Origin of the sequence: Providencia sp. TYF-12, assembly GCF_041344805.1 — a bacterium.
GTDB lineage: Bacteria > Pseudomonadota > Gammaproteobacteria > Enterobacterales > Enterobacteriaceae > Providencia > Providencia huashanensis.
In genome coordinates this window covers 2,751,914-2,775,125 of sequence record NZ_CP166833.1, presented here as the reverse complement: position 1 = coordinate 2,775,125, position 23,212 = coordinate 2,751,914, and the positions used below count along the sequence as shown (strand labels likewise).

The window sequence follows — 23,212 nt, the reverse complement described above, 5'->3', positions numbered from 1 at the left end:
TATTTGTGAGGAAGAACGCCAGTTTTTCGAATTTAAACAATAGCGAGTTATTTGTTTGACTTAGGTGAGCAGAAGATAGAAAAGGTGCCTTTTTGGTTTTTTGGATGTTATAGTAATGCCCCTGTAAAACTGGCATATTGTATGAAACAATTAAGTTTCACATTATAATGGTCAATGCATTCTATTAAGTCGCAGTAAATCATGCTTGTCGGCTGACTGCAAAACCAGCATCTTTGTTCTAAGGAAGTAAAAATGACGACAATTGAAAGAATCGAGCGCCAAATCAAAGAAAACCCAATTTTATTATACATGAAAGGCTCTCCAAAACTTCCGAGCTGTGGTTTTTCTGCTCAAGCAGTCCAAGCTCTGTCTTCTTGTGGTGAACGCTTTGCTTATGTTGATATCCTACAAAACCCAGATATTCGTGCAGAACTGCCAAAATATGCAAATTGGCCAACTTTTCCTCAACTGTGGGTTGATGGGGAGCTGGTTGGGGGCTGTGATATTATCATGGAAATGTTCCAGCGCGGTGAACTTCAATCATTGATTAAAGAAACTGCGGATAAATATCGCCCAACAGACGAAACTAGCGCAGAATAATATTGCGATAGATAACAAAAAACCGTATTTAGCTAACGTAGTGGTATTTTAGCAAATACGGTTTTTTTATATGTAATTCAATTACTCTTCGTTCTCAACGATAGGCCAGCCACCAAGCTTTTTCCATTTGTTGACAATCTCACAAAACAATAGGGCAGTACGGTTAGTATCATACAGAGCACCGTGGGCTTGTTTCCCATCAAATGGAATACCTGCAGCGACACATGCTTTTGCTAAAATAGTTTGGCCATACACTAAACCACTTAATGCTGCAGTATCGAAGGTTGCAAATGGGTGGAATGGGTTACGTTTTAAACTCGCGCGTTCTGCGGCATTCATAACAAAGCTGTGATCAAAATTTGCATTATGAGCAACAATAATTGCGCGGTTACAATCCGTGTTCTTCATTCCTTTGCGGATCACTTTAAATATTGCGTGTAATGCTTCGTATTCACTTACGGCCCCACGTAATGGATTAGTAGGGTCAATGCCAGTAAAGGCGAGCGCAGATGGCTCAAGGTTTGCACCCTCAAATGGCTCTATATGAAAATGCAATGTTTCATCCATAGACAGCCAGCCGTCTTTATCCATTTTTAAGGTAATCGCGGCGATTTCTAACAGCCCGTCAGTTTTGGCATTAAACCCACCAGTTTCAACATCAATAACAACAGGGTAATAACCCCTGAAACGGTTAACCAGGGCATTAGGATTATTTTTTTCAGACATTAGGACTTTCGATTATAAGTTTCTGATTGGCTCGTATTATGCCAAAACCAGTAAAAATTTGTAGGTAAACATAGAAGAAAATTAAGGCAGCCAATTGGCAGCCTTAATTTTGTAATTGAAAGGTCAATTAGTGACCTAAGCCTTTACTTGCACTTTTGTTTTCAATTAATTCAATTTTATAGCCATCAGGGTCTTCAACAAATGCGATAACAGTTGTTCCCCCTTTTACAGGGCCGGCTTCACGAGTAACATTACCACCTGCATTGCGGATATCATCACAAGTTTTTGCAACGTCATCGACACCTAGTGCAATATGACCATAAGCATTCCCCATATCGTAGTGATCAACACCCCAATTATAGGTTAGCTCAATGACTGCGCCTTCGCTTTCATCACTATAACCAACAAAAGCAAGAGAATATTTATACTCAGTATTTTCACTGGTTCTTAACAGGCGCATGCCCAGTACTTTGGTGTAAAAATCGATTGAACGCTGCATATCTGTAACACGCAACATAGTATGAAGTAAGCGCATATTATAAACCTCTTAAAATTTCCAGAAAAAACCTGAATCGTTGTATTTATTAATATAACGTGTCTATATTGATAAATACAATGGTTGTAGTATATTTTTTAATCGAACGGCAGTGATGCTTATTTTCATAGTATATCATACATTTATTGTGTTTTTTCTTTTAAGGGGATACCTATATGGCTGAGCAACTCGAGTTCTTTGATATTCCAAGCCCTTGCCGTGGTATTTGCCAAGTAAATGAACAAGGTTACTGCCGAGGTTGTTATCGTACACGAGATGAGCGTTTTAACTGGTTAAAATTTTCTGATCCTGAAAAACGAAATATTATTCGATTATGCCGTCAACGGTACTTAAGGTCACTGAGTAAACAGGCGACTGCAAAAGATTTACCCGATCCCCAACAACAGCTTTTTTAAAGTGTTATACAAATGAATCTATTTTTATAATTCAATCAATTGTTTTGTTAATTAAAGTAACTAGTTCTTTTTTAATTATTTTATTTTAATTAATTTCGTTGTTTATCTTTCAATAAAATTTTATTTATTCAAAATAGCTATAGATTCTATAAAAACAACCATAAATAACATATTTTTAAGATTAACTATATACTTTTGTTTTTAAACCATTTATTTGGTATTGCTTTTTTTATTGTTAGTTGTAATTACTATAAGGGTTAAAATAGATAGATCCGAAAGGAGAGTAAGGCTATTCTTATTAATAAGATAATTGATAGGTTGCTTTATTAAGCCTACTAATTTGAAAAGGCATGAGTCGCAAGGTATTAGTTAGAGGTACATCGTCTCATGAAGAGTTTGTCATCACTATAAATAGGTATTTGTTGTCCTATGCATCAATAAAAAGTTGTAAATATAAAAGGAAATTAATATATAATTTAAAAAATAATATGAGTCTGGTATATTTTTTAGACATTATAATTATATAAAGGAGGGTAAATTGGAATCACAAATTGGAACAGAATTATCACGTGTAGTCCGTATGTGGAGAGCATTAATCGATCATCGTTTAAAACCCCTTAAACTTACGCAAACACATTGGGTTACATTACATAATATTAGCCAGTTACCACCGGAACAATCGCAAATACAACTGGCAAAGGCAATAGGAATAGAACAACCATCACTAGTGAGAACCCTTGACCAATTAGAGGAAAAAAAACTCATTTCTAGGCATATATGTGCAAATGATAGGAGGGCTAAAAGAATAAAATTGACAGAAGAGTCTGAACCATTTATTAAGACAGTAGACCAAGTAATTAATAATACACGGCTAGAAATATTGAATAATATTAGTGAAGAAGAGCTTGAGCAACTGTCTCAGTTACTTCTTAAACTTGAAAGAAACATTATACAGTTACAGAATGACTCTTGAATTTGGTATAATTTAGCATGTGAATAAATATAACACCAACTATTATTATGGTGATTATTATAAAGACAATAATTATTCAAATTGATTTTAAATAAAATGATCTTTATAGATGGCAAATTATTTCTGTGAAATATATATTGTATTGCAGTTATTTTTGTAGTGTATGGTTTGAGTTAAAATAATTTCTTTAACATTATTCTGCAATCATTAGTTAGTGATGATACACGGCTTGTAGAATACTCAGCAATAAAACCTTCACTAAAAAATGATAACTTAAATAACTATTTCACATTGAATAATGAAATATCTATATGTATAACTAGAGGGATGACTAACTAGAATACTACACATGATATTAAAGATAAAAATATAGGAAAATAATTAATTAATAGAGGTTATTAATAACTAAATATTAGTTAATTAACACTAAGTATGTTCACCGACCATGAGCCGGTGAACATATTTTAATTTAGAATAGTAAAGTTAGCGAGGAGATACAGTGACTGTATTGCCGCTATTTGCAATCATAACGCGTTGACCGTTACGGAAAGTGCTTGGGTCTTGTTTTTGAACAACCACGATATTTTTGCCGCTATCTAAGCGAATTTCTAACTGAACCCCTTGGCTTTTATTCAATGCGCCTTGTGCTTGCTGACCTGCTAAGCCACCTGCTATTGCGCCTGCTGCAGTTGCTAGTGTATTACCAGTACCACCACCAATAGTGTTACCTAATAAACCACCGAGCACAGCACCACCAATTGCGCCAATAACGTTACCATCTTCACCAGCTTGAATTGTCACAGGGCGGGCATTCAAAACGGTACCATAGGTTACAGTCTGTACCTGTTTCGCATCCTTGGCTGAAATAGTATCACCAGAAAGCGTACTGGTATTGACACAGCCTGATAACGCTGCAACTGCAACAACACCTACAAAAACTTTCTTAAGCATAATAACTCCTATGAGATTTGCTGTCTGTGGCACTAACATAGCATCGTATATTTGTTTTCACCATAAACACAACAATTATCAAAATAATGGTATTAAAAAGCGAAGGTTAGATTACTTATTTTGGTTTAAATAGAGTGTAAACACTAGGTAAAATATCTCAAATTCAGGATTATTTCACTGACAAAGGCACTGTTTGTTAAAGGGATGTCAAGTTATGAGTATGATTTCGCATCTATAGCTAAATAGGACGCCTTATCATCTTAGTCAAGACCCTGTAACTAGTGCTTGGTTTATAATTTTATTATGAACCATTGTAAACAAAAAGAGAAATCGTGATATTAAAAAGTGTCTTTTTTATTTAGTTTGTCTAGTTATTTTTAACTTAAAGGTGATTATTTATTATTCCTGCGAAGCTGCCCGAGAAATTGCATCGAATTGTTGACAAAAATCTTCATCAAAGCACAATCTTTTATAGTGATATTTAGTCAAGTTAATGTGCACACTGAAGGAACAAGCATAATGATTAAGTCCGGTCGTTACATAGGTGTCATGTCGGGAACGAGTTTAGACGGTGTTGATGTGGTGCTTGCAGCAATCAGTGATAAGTTTGTTGCTGAACAATCTAGTTTGAGTGTCACATTCCCAATTGAATTAAAGAAAAAAATTTTAAATATTTGCCAAGGGCAAACAACAACATTGTCAGAGGTTGGCAAAATTGATCGGCAGTTAGGGTCATTGTATGCAGATGCTATTAATCAGCTGTTGGTACAAACCAGTTTGACGTCTGAAGATATCATCGCTATTGGCTGCCATGGTCAAACTGTTTGGCATGAACCTGATGGCGAACAGCCTTTTACCATGCAATTAGGTGATAACAACAGAGTTGCCGCTTTAACGGGGATTACCACTGTTGGGGATTTTCGTCGTAGGGACATGGCATATGGCGGGCAAGGTGCACCATTGGTGCCTGCATTTCACCTTGCTGTATTAGGGCATCCTACTGAGAAACGCATTGTATTAAATATTGGTGGAATTGCGAATGTGACAGCTTTATTACCTGGTGCTTATGTTAAAGGCTACGATACAGGTCCTGGGAATATGTTAATGGATACATGGACTTGGCGTAATAAACAGAAAGCATATGATAAAGACGGTCAATGGGCGAGTAGTGGCAAGGTCGATAACACATTATTAAAATCCATGCTAAGCGACCCATATTTTAGACGCTCATCCCCTAAAAGCACAGGGCGTGAATATTTTAATATGCAATGGTTAGAGAAACACTTAGATAAGTTTCCATTAATTTCTGCTGAGGATGTTCAAGCAACGCTTTGTGAGCTGACGGCAACATCGATTACTGACCAAGTTTTATTATGTGGCGGCTGTGAGCGCTTAATTGTTTGTGGTGGTGGCGCAAAGAATCACTTTCTAATGCAGCGTTTAGCGGCTTTGTTACCGGGGATTGAGGTCGCTCCCAGTGATAAATTTGGGTTAAGTGGTGACGATATGGAAGCGTTAGCTTTTGCGTGGTTAGCGGCTCGAACTGTAGCCGGTTTATCAGGAAATCTTGCTTCTGTAACAGGGGCAAGTGAAGAAACTGTTCTCGGTGCGATATACCCTAAAAATATCGCTAAAAAATAACCGTATTAAGGATATAAAAATGAACGAGCTAGATGAAATAGACCTCGCATCGGTACGTCGTGAATACACAAAAGGTGGTTTAAGACGTAATGATTTAACACCAAACCCATTAACACTGTTTGAATTGTGGATGAAGCAAGCGTGCGAGGCTCGTTTAAGTGACCCAACAGCAATGTCGGTTGCTACAGTTGATGAAACAGGGCAGCCTTATCAACGTATTGTATTGTTAAAGCATTTTGATGATAACGGTTTAATTTTTTATACCAATTTAGGTAGTAGAAAGGCGCAACATTTAGAAAAAAATAACAAAATAAGTTTGCACTTTCCATGGTACCCGCTAGAGCGCCAAGTCAATTTTACGGGTGTCGCTGAGCGATTAAATCCAATTGAAGTTGTTAAGTATTTTCATAGTAGGCCTAAAGACAGCCAAATTGCTGCGTGGGCCTCTGCGCAATCATCTAAAATCTCTGCTCGAGGGATTTTAGAAGGCAAGTTTTTAGAGCTAAAACAAAAATTCAAAAATGGCGAGGTTCCATTACCCAGTTTTTGGGGTGGGTTCCGAGTGGTTTTTAATAGCGTTGAGTTTTGGCAAGGGGGCGCTCACCGCCTTCATGACCGCTTTTTATATCAACGCGAAGGGGATGGCTGGAAAATTGACAGATTAGCCCCTTAATTATAGTTTTTTAACTGGCACTTAATTGATATGCGCTTTATGCTATAGACTCATTTAATAAAATTGACAAATTAAACTGACGAGCTTTTGATATGAGTCTCAAAATCGTTGGTTTTTTAACCCTAAATAGATAGACAAAATTCAACCGATGGAGTCATTGATGTCTAGCAATAACCTGATTAAACAATTGCAAGAGCGGGGCCTCGTTGCCCAGGTAACGGATGAGGATGCGTTAGCAGAGAGACTGGCGCAAGGGCCTATCTCCCTCTATTGCGGCTTCGACCCTACCGCTGACAGCTTGCACTTGGGACATCTGGTTCCTTTGCTGTGTTTAAAACGATTCCAACTAGCCGGGCACAAGCCTGTGGCGTTGGTGGGTGGCGCAACGGGCCTAATTGGCGATCCGAGCTTTAAAGCTACTGAACGTAAATTAAACACCACAGAAACCGTTCAAGAGTGGGTAGAAAAAATACGCAACCAAGTATCACCATTTTTAAGTTTTGATTGTGGTGATAACAGCGCACGCCTTGCTAACAATTATGATTGGTTTGGTAAAATGGATGTGCTGACATTCTTACGTGATATTGGTAAACATTTCTCTGTTAACCAAATGATCAACCGTGAATCTGTTAAGCAACGTTTAAACCGTGATGATGTAGGGATCTCGTTCACCGAGTTTGCTTATAACCTGCTACAGGGTTATGACTTTGCCAATATGAATAAAGAGATGGGTGTTGAACTGCAAATTGGGGGTTCAGACCAATGGGGTAACATTACCTCCGGTATCGACTTAACTCGTCGCTTACATCAAAATCAAGTGTTTGGTATGACAGTTCCTCTAATTACAAAAGCGGACGGTACTAAGTTTGGTAAAACCGAGGGTGGTGCAGTATGGTTAGATTCTAAGAAAACTAGCCAATATAAATTCTATCAATTCTGGATTAACACCGCTGATGCTGACGTTTATCGTTTCTTAAAATTCTTCACTTTTATGGAATTAGAAGAAATTCAAGCATTGGAAGAAGAAGATAAAAATAGCGGTAAAGCACCTCGTGCTCAATATGTTTTAGCTGAGTTAGTGACTAAACTGGTGCATGGTGAAAGCGGGTTAGCCGCAGCAAAACGTATTACTGATAGTTTGTTCTCAGGTGCGGTATCTGATTTAACAGAAGCTGATTTTGAGCAATTAGCACAAGACGGCATGCCTTGTATTACACTAGATGCGGGAGCTGACTTACAACAAGCTCTAGTTGATTCAGAATTAACGCCATCTCGTGGACAAGCAAGAACTGCAATCAGTTCTAATGCAGTATCCATTAACGGTCAAAAACAAACAGACCCTATGTATGTATTTAGTGATGCAGACCGTTTATTTGGTCGTTATACTTTAATCCGTCGTGGTAAGAAAAACGACTGTTTAATTAATTGGAAATAGCTCTGACTAACCTTTGTAATATTAGCCTGGGGTTCCCCAGGCTATACTCGTCATATTTCAATTTGCATAGGTGTTGATTGTGTCCAGTTAGCCGAGTATAGAGTCAAGTATACTCATAGGACTCTCTTCTCTTGTCGCCTCCATGCAACTCGAATTATTTGGAGTATATTCATATTAGCAATGGCGAATCACTGATTTCTCTTCATTCGACATAACAATTCTTTGGGTTCTTAATGAAAAGCGTATTATCAATTCAATCCCATGTTGTTTTCGGCCATGCAGGAAACAGTGCCGCTGCATTTCCTATGTGCCGAATGGGCGTAGATGTGTGGCCACTTAATACCGTACAATTTTCGAATCACACGCAATATCCACAGTGGACAGGGAATGTTTTTTCAGCTCAGCACTTAACCGATATCGTTGAAGGCTTAGCAAAAATCCATAAATTAGAAGTTTGTGATGCGGTTTTAAGTGGTTATATCGGTTCCGCAGAGCAAGGGGATGATATCCTTGCGATTGTACAAAAAGTTAAAGCGGCAAATCCACAAGCACTTTATTTTTGTGACCCTGTCATGGGGCATCCTGAAAAAGGCTGTATCGTTGCACCAGGTGTTGCGGAGTTTCTTTGTCACCGTGCATTAGCAGTAAGCGATGTCATCGCCCCAAATCTACTTGAGTTAGAAACTTTAGTTGGTAGAAGTATTAAAACAGTAGATAAAGCAGCACAAGCCGCTCGTGAATTATGTCACAAAGGGCCGAAAATTGTGCTGGTGAAGCATTTAAGCCGAGCAGGCTATCGGGCTGATCGTTTTGAAATGATCTTAGTGACGGCAGAGCATAGCTGGCATGTGAGTCGTCCACTTGTAGATTTTGGTGAAAAACAACCAGTAGGCGTCGGTGACTTAACGAGTGGTTTAATGTTAGTCAATTTATTGAAAGGGGAGCCTCTTGATAAAGGGCTTGAGCATGTTGCAGCCGCAGTATACGAAGTGATGATTAAAACCAAAGAAATGGGTGAATACGAATTACAACTGGTTGCAGCCCAAGACAAAATGGTCAATCCTGAACATAAATTCTGTGCGACGCAGTTAGATTAAATTTAATGAGTTAATAAAATAGATAGCGCCCGTTGGTTGAGCGCTATCTTACGGATTAAATCAGTCCTTCAGCTTTTAATGCATCTTGGACATTAGGGCGTTTGGCAATTTTAGCCATGTAATCTTGTAGGTGGGTTAGGCTAGCTAAATCCAGCCCGACATGTTTTGCCCAACCACTAACGGTAAATAAATAAGCATCGGCAACACTAAAGCTATCACCAGCAAAGAAAGCCTGTTTTGATAGTACGTTGTCGACATATTTAAACTTATTAAATAATATGCCACGAGCGGTGTCTTTATATTCTTCTGGTGTACCGGGGGTAAATAACGGCGAGAAATTTTTATGTAATTCTGTCGAAATAAAATTAAGGGCTTCGAGTTGGTGATAACGTTTCATCGACCCTGGTAGTGCGATTAGGTTACGATCAGGTTTTTGATCAGCAATATATTGAACAATAACAGCACCTTCTGTTAACTGCTCACCATTATCTAGCACTAAAGTTGGAACTTGTCCTTTAGGGTTTATTGCTAAATAATCCTCGCCTTTCTCTGTTTTTTTCTCTTTGATATTAACTCGTTCAATACTGAAGTCTAATCCAGTCTCACGCAGAATAATATGAGGGGACAGCGAGCAAGCACCGGGAGCGTAATACAATTTCATGATAAAACTCCTAAGTTATTAAGTGGGCATTCATATAGCAAATAAACACATATCACTTAAGTATATCATTACTTTCTGTTAACGAATTGCCATCAGGTGCGAGATACATACAAAAATTAAAATTTAAACAAAAATAGGGCCCAAGAGTAAAAATGAGAATGTTAAGGTAAAAGAAAAAAGCCATAAAATTAAGATAGTTGCCTTAGGTGTATTCGCTATGCTTTGCTAAAATCTACAGCTTACTTTGTATATAAAAATACAGTCGCACAATTGAAATTAGCGAGTAAATAAATGACCAACGGGTGTCAAAAATTAAATATCTTAGGGAAGCTAGATAAAATTTTGATGGCGCACACGCCAAATAATAGCCAAGGGATTAAACGTTTTATTTTAGAGTTCTGGTTCTTTGGTATCATCAATGCACGTTCTTGTTTATTTGCTGGTTTTTTCTTTTTGGCCTTATTTTTAGTGCCAGCGAAAGGGGTAATGGGGCTTCCTCGCTATGATGCCCTATTAATTTTTGCCGTCACATTTCAAGCTTTATTGGTATGGTCAAAACTAGAAACATGGGATGAATTAAAAGCAATCTGTGTTTTTCATTTAGTCGGTTTTATGATGGAGTTATTTAAAACCTCTGCAACTATTGGTTCATGGCAATACCCCGATGAGGCTTATTCCAAGCTTTGGGGCGTTCCTTTGTTTACTGGTTTTATGTATGCGGCGGTAGGGAGCTATATCATTCAGTCTTGGCGATTTTTTAACGTTAGAATTGAACATTACCCACCTTATTGGATGGCGACACTTGTTGCTCTTGCCATTTATGTGAATTTTTTTAGCCACCATTATATTGATGATTACCGTTGGTATTTGACAGCTTTTATTTTTGGCTTGTATGCACGTAGTGTCGTTTTTTATACCCCATTAGATAAAGAACGCAGAATGCCTTTATTACTAGCTTTTATGTTGATTGGTTTTTTTATTTGGTTAGCTGAAAACTTTGGGACATTTTTTGGTGTTTGGCAATACCCAAACCAAATTGGTGCTTGGTCAATGGTGCATGCGGGCAAATGGGGAGCATGGTCACTGTTAGTGATTGTTACCTTCACAATTGTTGTACATCTCAAACATATTAAGGCAAATGTGACAATCTCACGCTAATAGCACAAATAGCGGCATTAATTATGATAAATCTTGCCGCCATGCATCGATAGATAAAGGCTCACCAAAATGGCTTTCAATTAGGCGGCGAGTGACATCATGCAGAGGGGCGGCTAAAACTTCAGCAGTATTGCCTCGCTCGACAACTTCTCCTTTATCCATCACTAGCATTTTATCGCTAATATGTTTCATCATGCCTAAATGTTGGGTGACATAAATAAAAGCAATATCTTGCTTTGCTTGTAAATCCAACATTAGATTAATGATTTGCGAACGCATCGACATATCTAAAGAAGCCAATGCTTCATCCGCAACAATAATTTCCGGCTGTAGGATAAGTGCTCTAGCCAATGCGATGCGTTGTTTCTGCCCTGATGCTAACATATGAGGGTAATATTCTGCATGGTCAGCAAGTAAACCTACTTGGCGAAGTGTTTGAATTATACGCCTTTCACGCTCAATTCCTGTTAAATCAGTGTTTAGCTTTAAAGGAAGCTCAAGGGTCTGGCCAATACGCTGCCTTGGGTTTAATGAGGTGCTGGGGTCTTGGAATATCATGCGAACCCGTTGACAACGGTAACTGTAATCACCAAATTTGAGGTGCTGCCCACGGATAAAAATATCGCCACTAGTGGGCTCGATAACACCTGATAACATACGTGCAAGTGTCGACTTCCCTGAACCGTTGGCGCCAATAATGGCTAAGGTTTGGCCCGCTTGTAAGTTAAAACTGACAGGTTTTACGGCTTGTAACTCATGGCGATGAAATAGCCCTTCACGGAAACGGAAAGTCTTAGTGAGGTTACGTACTTCAAGTAAGGTTTCCATTATGGCTGTTCCTCGGTGTTTAACGGATAGTGACAAGCAACGAGATGGCCTTTAATACTGCGTAATTGAGGCGCAATGATACAAGTACGCTGCGCATAAGGGCAACGTGGACCAAGGCGGCAACCAATAGGCAAATGTTCCAGTGAAGGAATTGCACCGGGTAAGGTATTCAACCGCCCTTTGTGAGGAATTGGGCTTTCAAAATCAGGAATTGAACGAATTAGGGCTTGTGTATATGGGTGCCGTGGGCGCTGTAACATATCTTCAGGAGTCGCACTTTCAACGGTTTGACCACAATAAAGTACATTAATACGGTCAACTAATTTTGACATCATTTCCAAATCATGGCTAATCAGTAGAATACCCATGTTATTGTTTTGATTTAACTTATCAAGTAAACGAAATATTTGAGCTTGCGTGGTGGACTCCATTGCGTTGGTCGGCTCATCCGCAATCAATAAACGGGGTTGGTTAGCAATGGCGATAGCTATCATCACTTTTTGGCATTCACCGTCAGTGAGTTCATAGGGATAGCTACGCATAATATCTTTATGGTCTTTAATACCAACCCGGTGTAATAACTCTATCGCTCGGCGTTTTCGCCAATTAAAGCGTTGCCACCAACGGCCCTTATAGGTCCAACTGGGAATAGATTGAATTAGCTGTTTACCAATATCTGCCGCAGGGTCGAGACAAGACTGGGGCTCTTGAAATATCATTGAAATATTATGGCCAATTAACCGGCGGCGTTTACGAGGACTGAGTTTTAATAAGTCGATATCTTGAAAACGAAAGCGGTCGGCTGTTACCCTAATATTATCTTTAGTTACCCCACAAATTGCTTTGGCGATTAGGCTCTTACCTGAACCTGATTCGCCGACTAAACCGCGTATTTCACCTTCAGATAGAGTCATGGATACACGGTCAACCGCTTTAACAGGGCCATTCGCCGTCATAAATTCGATGGTTAAATTGCGGATGTCTAATAGTGGCATTATTCAACTCCCGCATTAATCGCTCGGTGTAACCCATCGCCTAAAAGGTTAACAAAGAGCACGCTTATCATGATAGCAATACCAGGAAGGATCACGGTCCAAGGTGCGACATAGATAAGTTCTAAAGTATCACCAAGCATTGCCCCCCATTCAGAGGAAGGGAGTTGTGCACCTAAATCAAGAAAGCCTAAAGCGGCAATGTCTAATATGGCAATTGATAGCGCGCGAGTCAGCTCAGTAACCAAAATTGGTGTGATGTTAGGAAGTACGGTATACCATAAAATAAAAATATTTGACGCCCCATCAAGGCGTGCGGCGACAATATATTCTTTATCTAATTCATCATGCACTGCAACATAAATAGTTCTCACCATTCGAGGAATCAATGCAAGACAAATAGCTAGCATAGCATTTTGCAAACTAGCCCCCATAAATGCCACAACAATAATGGCTAATAATAATGAGGGAATAGACAATAGGGTATCAAGTATATGGTTAAACACTGCGGATTTTAACCCACGAGTCATTCCGGCTAAACAACCTAAAACCAACCCGATAATTGTCGCAATGAAGGTCACTAAAATAGCAGAGCCAAAAGTTGATTTAGTACCGATTAATAGCCGGCTAAGAATATCGCGACCAAGATCGTCAGTCCCGAAGAAGAATGCGACCTCACCGTAGTGCGACCAAGAGGGTGGTGTTAATTGATAACCTAAAAACTGTTGATCTAATGCGTAAGGAGCAAGATAAGAACCTGTAAAGCATAGAGCCAACAAAATTAGGACGCCAATAAACCCCACCATTGAAATAACATCTGATGAAAATAAATTCCATACCACACGTGTTGGGGATGGCATTTTTTGTTCACGATAAAAATTATCTGAGGACATACCAATCCTTATGCTTTAATGGGTCCATCATAGCGCCTAAAATATCAGAAAGTACATTTACTGTAATGACTAATGCACCGATTAGCATTACCCCGGCTGAAATCGCCGAATAGTCTTCTTGACGGATCGCAGTGACTAACCAACGGCCAAGCCCCGGCCAGTTAAAGACTAGCTCGGTTACCATTGTGAGAGTTAGCATTGTTGAGAACTGTAACCCAAGTTTAGGGATGATAGGTGGAATAGCATTGTGAAAAATATGGCGCTGAATAATTTTAATCCTTGAGAGGCCGCGGATAGCTGCGGCTTTTATATAGTTTTCACTAGCAATTTCTTCGGTACTGTTCCTCACCAAACGTATAACTTCTGTCGTGGGAGCGAGTGCTAGGGTTAGCACTGGCAGCATCATATGCTCAAGTACGTTAATTATCATATCCTTACGATAGGGCGAATCTGAAAGCCATGCATCAATTAAAGCAAACCCTGTCACCGGTTTAAGATTATATAAAAGGTCAATACGACCAGAGACGGGGAGCCACCCAAGATGTAATGAGAAGAATAAAGTTAAAACAAGCGCTAGTACAAAGACAGGCACAGAAAAGCCCAATAAAGCAAAAATACTGATAACAATATCGGCAGGTTTGTTACGCCAAAAAGCCGCTATAATTCCAAGCGGGATCCCTGTGGTTAATGCAAAGATAAAGGCTAAAATACACAGCTCCATTGTTGCAGGGAAGGTATCTTTTAGCTGTTCGGTTATGGGCTCACCATTGATACTAGAAACACCAAAATCAAAATGAAGTAAACCATCGAAATAGAAAATATAAGCATCAATGAGTGACGCACCACTTAACGGCGCGTTAGGTGTAAAATAACTTAAGCTAAAGCTCACTAATGATAAAAAGAATACGGTAACTAGTAGCAATAAAAAACGACGCAGAGAATAAATTATCATGGTTGCGAACTCGGCTTTTTAGGTGCAACTTTAATTTTTTGCTCCATTTCACGATACACCCCAGCAAAGGATGTGTTACCAAAGGCACTGATCATTAAGCCCTTAATATCATAACGATATGCTTGTAAACGTAAAGAATAGGCTAGGGGTAAAACGGGAAGTTCTTCCCCTAAAATTTGCTGCGCTTGATGGTAATAATCGATACGAGCAGCGAGTTGTTGTGTCAGCAATGCTTTATGCAAAATCTCATCAAATGAAGGGTTGCACCAGTGGCTCAAGTTGGTCTGTGAACCTATTGCTGCACAGCTAAGCAAAGGACGAAAGAAACTGTCAGGGTCATTACTGTCTGTTGTCCATCCTGCGAGTGTCATATCATGAGACCTATCCATTAATTGGTTTTCTTGAAAGCGGCCTTCAACAGAACGGATATTCATAATAACTCCGACTTGTGCTAAATCAGCTTGGATAAGCTCAGCCATTTTCAATGGGCTGGGGTTGTATGATTGTGAAGCAATTGGCACCCATAAGTCTAACTTGAGGTTTTCTAACCCCATTTCTTGTAGCATTTGCTTTGAGAGTTCTGGATTGTAATCTGTTATTTTGGCTTGGTTATCATATGCCCACGAAGCCCTAGGTAGGATTGATGCCGCTGTTTCAGCGGTACCATAATAAATAGACTGCATTAGCCTTTCATTATTGATCGCATAAGCAATAGCTTGGCGTACTTTTAGCTTATCTAATGGCGGTTTACTGGTATTAAATGATAAATAAGCGATATTCATACCCGAGCGCATGGAAATCCGTAAGCGTGGGTCATCACGTAACACTTTTAGTTGGCTTGCCGCGGGGTAAGCTAAAACGTCGCATTCCCCTGTGAGTAATTTTGAAATACGCCCAGTTCCACCGGCACCCATATCGACGACGACTTCTTCCATACGAGGTTGACCTTTCCAATATTGGTCATTTCTAAGTAAACGAACAAATTGCCCAGCTTGGTAGTCATCTAAATTAAATGGCCCTGTGCCAACAGGACGCCAGTCAATCAACTCTTGGCGGTTAATACTCGAAAGGTAGTCTGCATATTCAGCCGACAGGATAGGGGCATAGTGAGTCGCTAAGTGCCATAAGAAGGAGGCATCCGGTGAGTTCAAACGGAACTCAACCGTATAGTTATTAATTTTTTGTATACTTTGTACGCTACTCGCAAATTGCAAACTATCAAAATAAGGGTAACGGCCACCATTAATATAATGGTAAGGATGATTTACCTCAAACATACGGGCGAAGCTAAACACAACGTCATTTGCATTCATGTTGCGGGTCGGTGAAAACCAAGGCGTATTTTGGAATTTTACGTCTTTACGTAGGTGTAAACGGTAAGTTGCGCCGTTATCAAGAACCTCCCAACGTGATGCAAGTTCGGGAATTAAACGATAGGTAAAAGGGTCGACATCTAATAGGCGGTCATAAATTTGTGCGCCAAGAGGGTCGACAATGAGCCCACTGCTGACCAACTGAGGGTTAAATGTTGTGACGATGCCATTTACACAATAAATAAAACCTTTTTGGCGTATATCAGCTGGGACCTCGTTTGCCACGATGTCTGGGTAATGCCCTTGGTTAGCAAGTGCACGGGCAGATAAAGAAATGATAAGTAAAAACCAAAAAGTTAGTTGGCGCATAACACTGATATCGTTAACCTGAATGAGCCTATTGTAGCGTAAAAATAGGGGCTCTGGGTATAAGCAAAATTTTAATCAAAAAAATAGGAATGAATAGGCGTAATTAATGGAGTAAACCTAATAATCTAACTTTAAATTATTAGGTTTATCATTGAACTATGTCTTAATGAGAAAAAATCTCATTAAAAAGCTTTACAAACGATATTGATAACGATTATCATTCGTTTTGTCGATTAAGCAAACGCTTATGTAGACAAGGCATGACATTGCTCACATTGCTTCCAGTGTTTTATTTGATAGCCAGCATGGGTGCTGGCTTTTTTTTATCCAAACATAAGCAGTCAATTGGCACAGACGGCAGTAATAAAAAGCGAATTTATTCTAAACCAACATATTTTAAATCATCTTTTGTCACTTTGCCTTGAAGGGTACACAAAAAGCGAACGACACCTCTTTGCTCATCCTTTTCAATAATCAGCATTTTTTCAGCGGCATTCTTGTCAAGGTTGTAACGTTGAGCTGCATTTTCGTTAAATACCCAGTGATCTTGTAAATTATGCCTAATCATGGGGGAATATATATAACTATTACCAATCTTGATAATGCTAATCCTTGATGTAGTATGGCGGATCACTTCTTCAAGGCTTTGTGTTGTTTCGAATCCCCAAAAATAATACTGTCCACGCATTCCCATATAAGAAAAGTCATCATATTTGTCAAAATCACTATGACTAGCAATAAAACGGTTAAAAGTGACTTTATTTGTCGGGGAAAAATTGATATTGACAGAAATTTGCTTACCATCACTAAGCTGTGATTTATTTAAAATGTCAGAGACATCTTGTAAGGCAGGGCTTTCTTTAATTTTCTCAAAAAAGGATGAGTCACAATAAGAAAAAGTTCTCATTAATGACTCAGCATTGGTGATAGGAGATAAAGCTAGAATAAAAAATGTTACAGCTAAAATGTTTATATTTTTCATAATAGTCTCCTTTTAGTAAATAAAGTTATGGTCTAGAGATATCACATAAATACATTTCGCACAGTAGATAAATATGACAATTTGTAAAATAAAGAAATAATTTAATTTATTAAAGAGTGTTCTGAGAATAGTAAAAAATTATAATGATAAGAATGCAGGGTATAACATTGGCATAATCATTATGTTAATAATTAACTTATTGTGCGAGAAGATTTACCCAATAAAATTGTATAAAATACTTAGTTAAGATAACCTTAATTTTTTATCTCATTGAAAATAATTGCAGATTAATTAATTTAAGGCAAGTTGATAAAAATTGAACCTTATCTAATTGATATGCGTGAATTTAAACTCGGGGTTTGGTTTTTTGCTTTTATTTAGAAAAAATAATATATATGTATTTAAAATTTAAATATTATTAGGTGTTATCGCGTATTAGGTAATAAAGGTTGAGGCCAATTTTTTGAAATATTTGGCAATAAAAATACAGTTAATAAGGAAGATAATAATGTCTAAATTTAAAGCCGTGTTCAAATAACCATAATGTCACTTGAACACTATTTATTATTAGGGCTCTAATTTAATCTGATGTTTTTTAATCAAACCACGTAGTTGGTCATAACTTAATGAAAGTAATTTTGCAGCTTTACGTTGGTTAAAATGGCTTATTTCAAGTGCTTGCTCTAACAACCTTTTCTCAGATGTTTGTTGCCATTGGCGCAAGTCACAAGGTAACGAGGGCAATGTTGAGGAAGAAGGAGACACAGATTGTTGAGCAGGTAATGACTCATGTAATTCTGTGAGTCGCTCTCCAAAGGGGTTAAAAATAATATTGTTGACAGGCTCTGCACGGTCACCATGACGGTATACGGAGCGCTCTATGACATTTTTCAATTCACGTACATTACCAGGCCAAGGGTATTGTTGTAGTGTTTGTTGGGCATCATGAGTAAAACCAGTAAAATGTGAACGTTTTAGTTCTCCACACATTAAAATGGCGAAATGCTCTGCTAGTAGTAAAATATCTGGTTGGCGTTCACGCAAAGGTGGTATGCGGATTACATCAAAAGCAAGTCTGTCTAAGAGGTCTGCTCGAAATCTACCTTGTTTCGCCAGTTCTGGCAAATTCGCATTAGTAGCACAAATTAAACGAACATCAACATGTAATGATTGGCTTCCTCCCACTCGTTCTAATTCACCATATTCAATTACTCGTAATAATTTTTCTTGTACTGACATTGGGGCTGTGGCTAATTCGTCCAGAAAAAGTGACCCTTTATCAGCGCGTTCAAAGCGGCCTTGATGGCGTTTTTGTGCGCCTGTAAAAGACCCTGCCTCATGTCCGAATAATTCAGAATCCAGTAAATTCTCATTGAGTCCACTGCAATTGAGAGAGATAAAAGCTTCTTGCCATCGAGGGGATAAGTAATGAAGCCTATCGGCGATAAGCTCTTTACCTGTACCTCGTTCACCAATAACCAGTATAGGTTTACTCAGTTGAGCGAGCTCGGAAGTTTGTTCTAGTACGTCTAAAAAATTACTTGAAATACCAAGGATCGGGTCATTAGTCTCTTTCATGGTTATTTTTACCAATAGTTGGTTTAAAATGCCTATTTTTTACTATAGGCTAAAATGAAATAAAAGGGAAAGCATATAATTATTTACTTAAAAATCATTTGGATATAAATAAATTTTAAAGTTGGCACGCTAGTTGCAATATTTTCTTCGCAAATAGTTTGGTATAACGAATTAATTGTATGACTTACGGAGCGTCAGGTATTGGTTGGAAGCCAAATCAGGTCGAGGCGCTACAGAATGATAAAATCCATCAAGAGGAAATAAATAATGGGTATTTTTTCACGTTTTGCCGATATCATTAATGCAAACATCGCTTCTTTGTTAGACAAAGCTGAAGATCCGCAAAAAATGATCCGCCTGATGATTCAGGAAATGGAAGATATGTTGGTTGAAATTCGCTCAACATCTGCACGTACTCTAGCAGAAAAAAAAGGGCTAGAACGCCGTATTGAAATGGGTGAAAAGCAAGTTGCTGATTGGCAAGAAAAAGCAGAATTAGCACTCGTTAAAGATAAAGAAGATTTAGCGCGTGCTGCATTGATTGAAAAACAAAAAGTTAGTGACATGGTAGATACATTAAAACATGAGCTAATTATTGTTGGTGAAACATTAGCCCGTTTGAAAGGCGAAATTACTGAATTGGAAAATAAACTGCAGGAAACACGTGCTAAGCAGCAGTCCATGGTAGTTCGTATGGAAGCTGCGCAATCAAGCCGTAATGTTCGCCGTCAGTTGGATAGCGGCAAGCTTGATGAAGCTATGGCGCGTTTCGAACAGTTTGAACGTCGTATCGACCATATGGAAGGCGAAGCCCAAAGTTATGGTATTGGCAAACAAAAATCACTGGACCAACAGTTTGCTGAATTGAAAGCAGACGATGAAATTAGTGCGCAATTAGCTGCACTTAAAGCTAAAATAAACAAAGAGCAATAACAGTATTTTTGATGCACTGATGCGTTGGTAACATCGTATCAGTGCTGTAGACAAGCAAACCATATGTATAAGGAAATGTGATGGGCTACGTTTTTCTGTCTCTCGGATTAATAATTTTTCTCATTTTTATTTTGCCTATTTGGCTGTGGTTACACTACAGCAAAAAGAATAATGGGCAAGGGAGTCAGCTAACCGAAAATGAAATACAGCGTTTAATGCAATTGGCTGAACAGGCATCACACATGCAGCAACGTATTAAAACGCTTGAAGACATTTTGGATGCAGAGCACCCAAATTGGAGGCAAAAATAATGACTCAATTTCGCGGCCGTAAGCTGTACCGTTTAACGGATAGACGAGTGTTCGGTGGTGTATGTTCGGGTATTGCAGAATACTTGGAACTTCCGGTTGCTTTGGTTAGGGCATTGGCTGTACTGGCTTTATTTGTCAGTTTCGGAATTACATTAATTTTGTATATTGTTATGTGCTTTGTTGTTGAAACCGCGCCAAGTGGTTATCGCTCAGAGCAAGATATTGGGCCTGAAGTGAGTAGCCTAATAAACCAAATAGATACACAGTTAAAATCAGGTGAAATGAAGCTACGCCAGATTGAAAGATATGTAACTTCAGATACTTATACTGTTAATAGTAAATTTCGTGATCTATAACATTTCGCATTGTCATCACACGATAAGGGGTTAGGTATTGATGCCGAATCCCTTTTGTTTTCAACGTGTCAGTGAGCGCAGTATGTCAAATCAAACCAATCCTCGATTAAAAAAATTCGCTAAACAACTAATATTGAAGAGAGGAGTTAAATTTATTTTATTGTTACTGATGACTTATGGCCCTGCGGGTGTCATCGGGAAAATAATTAAGCTGTTGAGCAGTAAGTGGCTAATAAATGCGTTAATTAAGCGGTTAACCTAATTCAATTTGTTGTTTTATGCTAAATTAATAAGGGTATTATCTATCTAACCACCAGTGTTGTTGGTGAAATTGATTTATATTTAAAGGATAAGTCTTCGGAGGAGCATGAAACGGCTGCAAAATGAATTAACTGATTTGATGAACCGGAGTGTTGACCGTCATGTCAGGCTAGCAGTAACCGGGCTTAGCCGTAGTGGTAAGACGGCATTTATCACCTCGTTAGTTAATCAATTATTGAATGTTAATACTGGTGCCCGGTTACCATTATTTTCCGCTGCAAGGGACAAACGATTATTGGGTGTTAAACGCGTTCCTCACCGTGATTTATCGGTACCACGTTTTGCGTACGATGAAGGGATCGCTTCACTCTATGGTCAACCTCCACAATGGCCAACGCCGACTCGAGGCGTGAGTGAAATCCGCTTAAAATTACATTATCGTTCAGAAGATTCTTTCCTTCGCCATTTTGTTGATAATTCTTCGCTATATTTGGAAATAGTTGATTACCCAGGTGAATGGCTATTGGATCTTCCTATGCTGGATTTGCATTATTTGGCTTGGTCAGAGCAAATGCATACTTTAGTCAAAGGGGAACGAGCTCATTTAGCGCAATCATGGCTGACTTTGTGTGAGAAATGTGACCCATTAGCGCCTGTCGATGAGAATTTATTGGCTGAAATTTCAGAAGCGTATACACAATATTTATTAGAATGTAAGGCCCAAGGGCAACATTTTATTCAGCCTGGTCGTTTTGTATTACCTGCGGAATTGGCTGGGGCTCCAGCGTTGCAATTTTTCCCTTGGTCAAATGTTGCAAAATATGGGGAGAAAAAGCTCGCCCAAGCAGGTAAGAATACGAATATTGGCGCGTTACAACAGCGTTATCAATATTATTGTGAGCACGTAGTAAAAGGGTTTTATCGGGAGCATTTTCAACGCTTTGATCGGCAAATTGTTTTAGTTGATTGCTTGCAACCGTTAAACAGTGGGGCTGATGCATTTAATGATATGAGAATGGCGCTGACCCAATTGATGCGCAGCTTTCAATATGGGAAACGGACATTATTAAGACGCTTATTTTCTCCTTGTATTGATAAATTACTGTTTGCTGCCAGTAAGTCCGATCATGTTACCCCTGATCAACATGCAAATTTAGTGGCGCTTTTACAACAATTGGTTCAAGAAGCTTGGCAACACGCCGCATTTGAAGGGATAAGCATGGATTGTGTTGGGTTAGCGTCGATACAGGCCACAGAAAGCGGTCTTGTGGATTATAAAGGCGAGAAACTACCCGCTTTAAAAGGCGAGCGCTTAAGTGATGGTTTGCCGTTGACTTTTTATCCAGGGGAAGTGCCAAAACGGCTGCCAAATGAGCAATTCTGGCAACGGCAAGGTTTCCAGTTTGAAAACTTTAGGCCACGATTTACACCTATTGACCAACCATTGCCCCATATCCGTATGGATAGCGCGCTAGAATTTCTGTTGGGAGATAAACTAAAATGAATGAACCTCTAAAACAACGTCTTGATTTTGCTGATAGCCTTGAAAAAGAAAATGAAGAAAAGCTGAAAAAGGCACATTTTTTTGATGAGCAAGAGCTTGAAAAATTTACGCCTATCTCTTTGGAATTAGAACAAGATAACCAAGAAGGTGAGGTAGAAAGCCTAATTAACGAAGCATTAAAACCTAAAAGAAGTTTTTGGCGTAAGTTAGTCGGAACCGCAGTGGGGGTTTTTGCTGTCAGTGTGGTCGCTCAATTAGGTATTTGGATACACCAGTCATGGGTTACTCAGGATTGGACGGCCCTAGGTACTGCGGCAGCAGGGGGCTTGATTATTATTGCCGGTGTAGGGTCAATTGCGGGAGAATGGCGGCGCTTGTACCGCTTAAGAGAGCGGGCGCAAGAACGGGATTTTGCGCGAGAACTTTTACACAGCCATGGCATGGGGCAAGGGAAGCCTTTTTGTGAAAAACTGGCCAAACAATCGGCATTATCGGCACAACACCCCGCACTGCAACGTTGGCAGGCAACTATCCATGATTCTCATAATGACCGAGAAATCGTAGAATTATACAGCAGAATGGTTCAACCTATTTTGGATGAACAAGCACGCAAAGAAATTAGTCGTTGCTCGGCAGAGTCGGCAATCATGATCGCGGTTAGCCCATTAGCGATTGTCGATATGGCTTTCATTGCATGGCGTAACATTCGTTTAATCAACCGAATCGCTGCAATTTATGGCATAGAATTGGGCTATTATAGCCGTATTAGGTTGTTTCGTATGGTGTTAATCAATATTGCATTCGCTGGAGCATCTGAATTGATCCGTGAGGTCGGTATGGATTGGCTGTCACAGGATATCACCGCGCGTTTATCGACACGTGCCGCACAAGGTATCGGTGCAGGCTTGCTAACCGCTCGCCTTGGTATCAAAGCGATGGAGCTATGCCGGCCATTGCCTTGGATTGAAGACAAACCAAGGTTAGCTGATTTTCGTCATCAACTTATTGGTCAATTAAAGAATGTTATTCCCAGTAAGAAAAATAAATCATAAATAGAGAATAATTGGCAGGGGG

Annotated in this window: 24 protein-coding genes; 13 read left to right on the top strand and 11 right to left on the bottom strand. The window is 39.1% G+C overall.

All coding sequences use genetic code 11. The features are described from left to right. Positions 1-252: 252 nt before the first annotated feature. Positions 253-600 carry a Grx4 family monothiol glutaredoxin gene (locus ABE954_RS12590; protein WP_042844025.1) on the top strand — a complete coding sequence of 116 codons (348 nt, stop codon included), beginning with the start codon at positions 253-255 and terminating at the stop codon, positions 598-600. An 81-nt stretch (positions 601-681) separates the two neighbouring features. Here ABE954_RS12590 and rnt read toward each other — a convergent pair whose 3' ends face one another. Together rnt and gloA are read right to left on the bottom strand one after the other, a co-directional pair. Further along, the gene (gene rnt / locus ABE954_RS12585; protein WP_042844024.1) at positions 682-1,326 is read right to left on the bottom strand and encodes a ribonuclease T; all 645 of its coding nucleotides are present in this window, start codon (positions 1,324-1,326) and stop codon (positions 682-684) included. A gap of 127 nt (positions 1,327-1,453) precedes the next feature. Then, on the bottom strand, positions 1,454-1,861 hold the full coding sequence (gene gloA, locus ABE954_RS12580; protein WP_129465838.1) for a lactoylglutathione lyase: 408 nt from the start codon (positions 1,859-1,861) through the stop codon (positions 1,454-1,456). 176 nt (positions 1,862-2,037) lie between these two features. Between gloA and ABE954_RS12575 the strand changes: the two genes are divergently transcribed. After that, entirely contained in the window at positions 2,038-2,277 is a 240-nt protein-coding gene (locus ABE954_RS12575; protein ID WP_042844023.1) for a DUF1289 domain-containing protein, read from the top strand. A gap of 538 nt (positions 2,278-2,815) precedes the next feature. Next, positions 2,816-3,250 carry a transcriptional regulator SlyA gene (gene slyA, locus ABE954_RS12570; RefSeq protein ID WP_042844021.1) on the top strand — a complete coding sequence of 145 codons (435 nt, stop codon included), beginning with the start codon at positions 2,816-2,818 and terminating at the stop codon, positions 3,248-3,250. Positions 3,251-3,733: 483 nt separating this feature from the next. Here slyA and ABE954_RS12565 read toward each other — a convergent pair whose 3' ends face one another. After that, positions 3,734-4,201, bottom strand: coding sequence for a glycine zipper 2TM domain-containing protein (locus tag ABE954_RS12565; RefSeq protein ID WP_042844020.1), 468 nt, complete (start codon positions 4,199-4,201; stop codon positions 3,734-3,736). A gap of 519 nt (positions 4,202-4,720) precedes the next feature. On the opposite strand from ABE954_RS12565, the gene anmK reads away from it, so the two are divergent. The 4 genes from anmK to pdxY all read left to right on the top strand — a co-directional run bounded on the left by anmK (position 4,721) and on the right by pdxY (position 9,047). Next, on the top strand, positions 4,721-5,842 hold the full coding sequence (gene anmK, locus ABE954_RS12560; RefSeq protein ID WP_042844019.1) for an anhydro-N-acetylmuramic acid kinase: 1,122 nt from the start codon (positions 4,721-4,723) through the stop codon (positions 5,840-5,842). Positions 5,843-5,861: 19 nt separating this feature from the next. After that, positions 5,862-6,515: a pyridoxamine 5'-phosphate oxidase gene (gene pdxH, locus ABE954_RS12555; protein WP_042844017.1), complete on the top strand. Its 654-nt coding sequence runs from the start codon at positions 5,862-5,864 to the stop codon at positions 6,513-6,515. 160 nt (positions 6,516-6,675) lie between these two features. Beyond that, positions 6,676-7,950 (top strand): tyrosine--tRNA ligase, encoded by a 1,275-nt coding sequence (gene tyrS / locus ABE954_RS12550; RefSeq protein ID WP_042844016.1) that lies wholly within the window; start codon positions 6,676-6,678, stop codon positions 7,948-7,950. A gap of 233 nt (positions 7,951-8,183) precedes the next feature. Then, a complete protein-coding gene (pdxY, locus tag ABE954_RS12545) occupies positions 8,184-9,047 on the top strand; it encodes a pyridoxal kinase PdxY (protein ID WP_187550414.1) in 864 nt (287 codons plus the stop codon). Positions 9,048-9,102: 55 nt separating this feature from the next. On the opposite strand, the gene gstA is transcribed toward pdxY, so the two are convergent. Continuing rightward, on the bottom strand, positions 9,103-9,708 hold the full coding sequence (gene gstA / locus ABE954_RS12540; RefSeq protein ID WP_042844014.1) for a glutathione transferase GstA: 606 nt from the start codon (positions 9,706-9,708) through the stop codon (positions 9,103-9,105). A gap of 291 nt (positions 9,709-9,999) precedes the next feature. Here gstA and ABE954_RS12535 point away from each other — a divergent pair, with 291 nt between their 5' ends. After that, positions 10,000-10,866 carry a DUF817 domain-containing protein gene (locus tag ABE954_RS12535; protein WP_048607024.1) on the top strand — a complete coding sequence of 289 codons (867 nt, stop codon included), beginning with the start codon at positions 10,000-10,002 and terminating at the stop codon, positions 10,864-10,866. A gap of 21 nt (positions 10,867-10,887) precedes the next feature. On the opposite strand, the gene sapF is transcribed toward ABE954_RS12535, so the two are convergent. From sapF to pspF, 7 genes are all read right to left on the bottom strand, one after another. Next, the gene (gene sapF / locus ABE954_RS12530; RefSeq protein ID WP_247603799.1) at positions 10,888-11,694 is read right to left on the bottom strand and encodes a putrescine export ABC transporter ATP-binding protein SapF; all 807 of its coding nucleotides are present in this window, start codon (positions 11,692-11,694) and stop codon (positions 10,888-10,890) included. Beyond that, on the bottom strand, positions 11,694-12,689 hold the full coding sequence (sapD, locus tag ABE954_RS12525) for a putrescine export ABC transporter ATP-binding protein SapD (protein ID WP_042844011.1): 996 nt from the start codon (positions 12,687-12,689) through the stop codon (positions 11,694-11,696). The genes sapF and sapD overlap by 1 nt, the downstream gene beginning before the upstream one ends. Then, complete coding sequence (sapC, locus tag ABE954_RS12520) at positions 12,689-13,579, bottom strand: putrescine export ABC transporter permease SapC (RefSeq protein ID WP_042844010.1); 891 nt, start codon at positions 13,577-13,579, stop codon at positions 12,689-12,691. The genes sapD and sapC overlap by 1 nt, the downstream gene beginning before the upstream one ends. Continuing rightward, on the bottom strand, positions 13,566-14,531 hold the full coding sequence (sapB, locus tag ABE954_RS12515; RefSeq protein ID WP_042844008.1) for a putrescine export ABC transporter permease SapB: 966 nt from the start codon (positions 14,529-14,531) through the stop codon (positions 13,566-13,568). The genes sapC and sapB overlap by 14 nt, the downstream gene beginning before the upstream one ends. Further along, positions 14,528-16,213: an ABC transporter substrate-binding protein SapA gene (gene sapA, locus ABE954_RS12510; protein WP_048607026.1), complete on the bottom strand. Its 1,686-nt coding sequence runs from the start codon at positions 16,211-16,213 to the stop codon at positions 14,528-14,530. Before sapA ends, sapB begins: the two co-directional genes overlap by 4 nt. A 376-nt stretch (positions 16,214-16,589) precedes the next feature. Beyond that, the gene (locus ABE954_RS12505) at positions 16,590-17,195 is read right to left on the bottom strand and encodes a hypothetical protein (protein ID WP_042844006.1); all 606 of its coding nucleotides are present in this window, start codon (positions 17,193-17,195) and stop codon (positions 16,590-16,592) included. A 567-nt stretch (positions 17,196-17,762) separates the two neighbouring features. Next, the gene (pspF, locus tag ABE954_RS12500) at positions 17,763-18,773 is read right to left on the bottom strand and encodes a phage shock protein operon transcriptional activator (protein ID WP_048607030.1); all 1,011 of its coding nucleotides are present in this window, start codon (positions 18,771-18,773) and stop codon (positions 17,763-17,765) included. A gap of 267 nt (positions 18,774-19,040) precedes the next feature. Between pspF and pspA the strand changes: the two genes are divergently transcribed. From pspA to ABE954_RS12475, 5 genes are all read left to right on the top strand, one after another. Then, complete coding sequence (gene pspA / locus ABE954_RS12495) at positions 19,041-19,706, top strand: phage shock protein PspA (protein WP_042844004.1); 666 nt, start codon at positions 19,041-19,043, stop codon at positions 19,704-19,706. Positions 19,707-19,786: 80 nt separating this feature from the next. After that, positions 19,787-20,017 (top strand): envelope stress response membrane protein PspB, encoded by a 231-nt coding sequence (gene pspB / locus ABE954_RS12490; protein WP_042844003.1) that lies wholly within the window; start codon positions 19,787-19,789, stop codon positions 20,015-20,017. Continuing rightward, complete coding sequence (gene pspC / locus ABE954_RS12485; protein ID WP_042844002.1) at positions 20,017-20,373, top strand: envelope stress response membrane protein PspC; 357 nt, start codon at positions 20,017-20,019, stop codon at positions 20,371-20,373. The genes pspB and pspC overlap by 1 nt, the downstream gene beginning before the upstream one ends. A 367-nt stretch (positions 20,374-20,740) precedes the next feature. Beyond that, positions 20,741-22,138, top strand: coding sequence for a YcjX family protein (locus tag ABE954_RS12480; protein ID WP_371025472.1), 1,398 nt, complete (start codon positions 20,741-20,743; stop codon positions 22,136-22,138). After that, on the top strand, positions 22,135-23,190 hold the full coding sequence (locus tag ABE954_RS12475; RefSeq protein WP_042843999.1) for a YcjF family protein: 1,056 nt from the start codon (positions 22,135-22,137) through the stop codon (positions 23,188-23,190). The genes ABE954_RS12480 and ABE954_RS12475 overlap by 4 nt, the downstream gene beginning before the upstream one ends. Positions 23,191-23,212 lie beyond the last annotated feature (22 nt).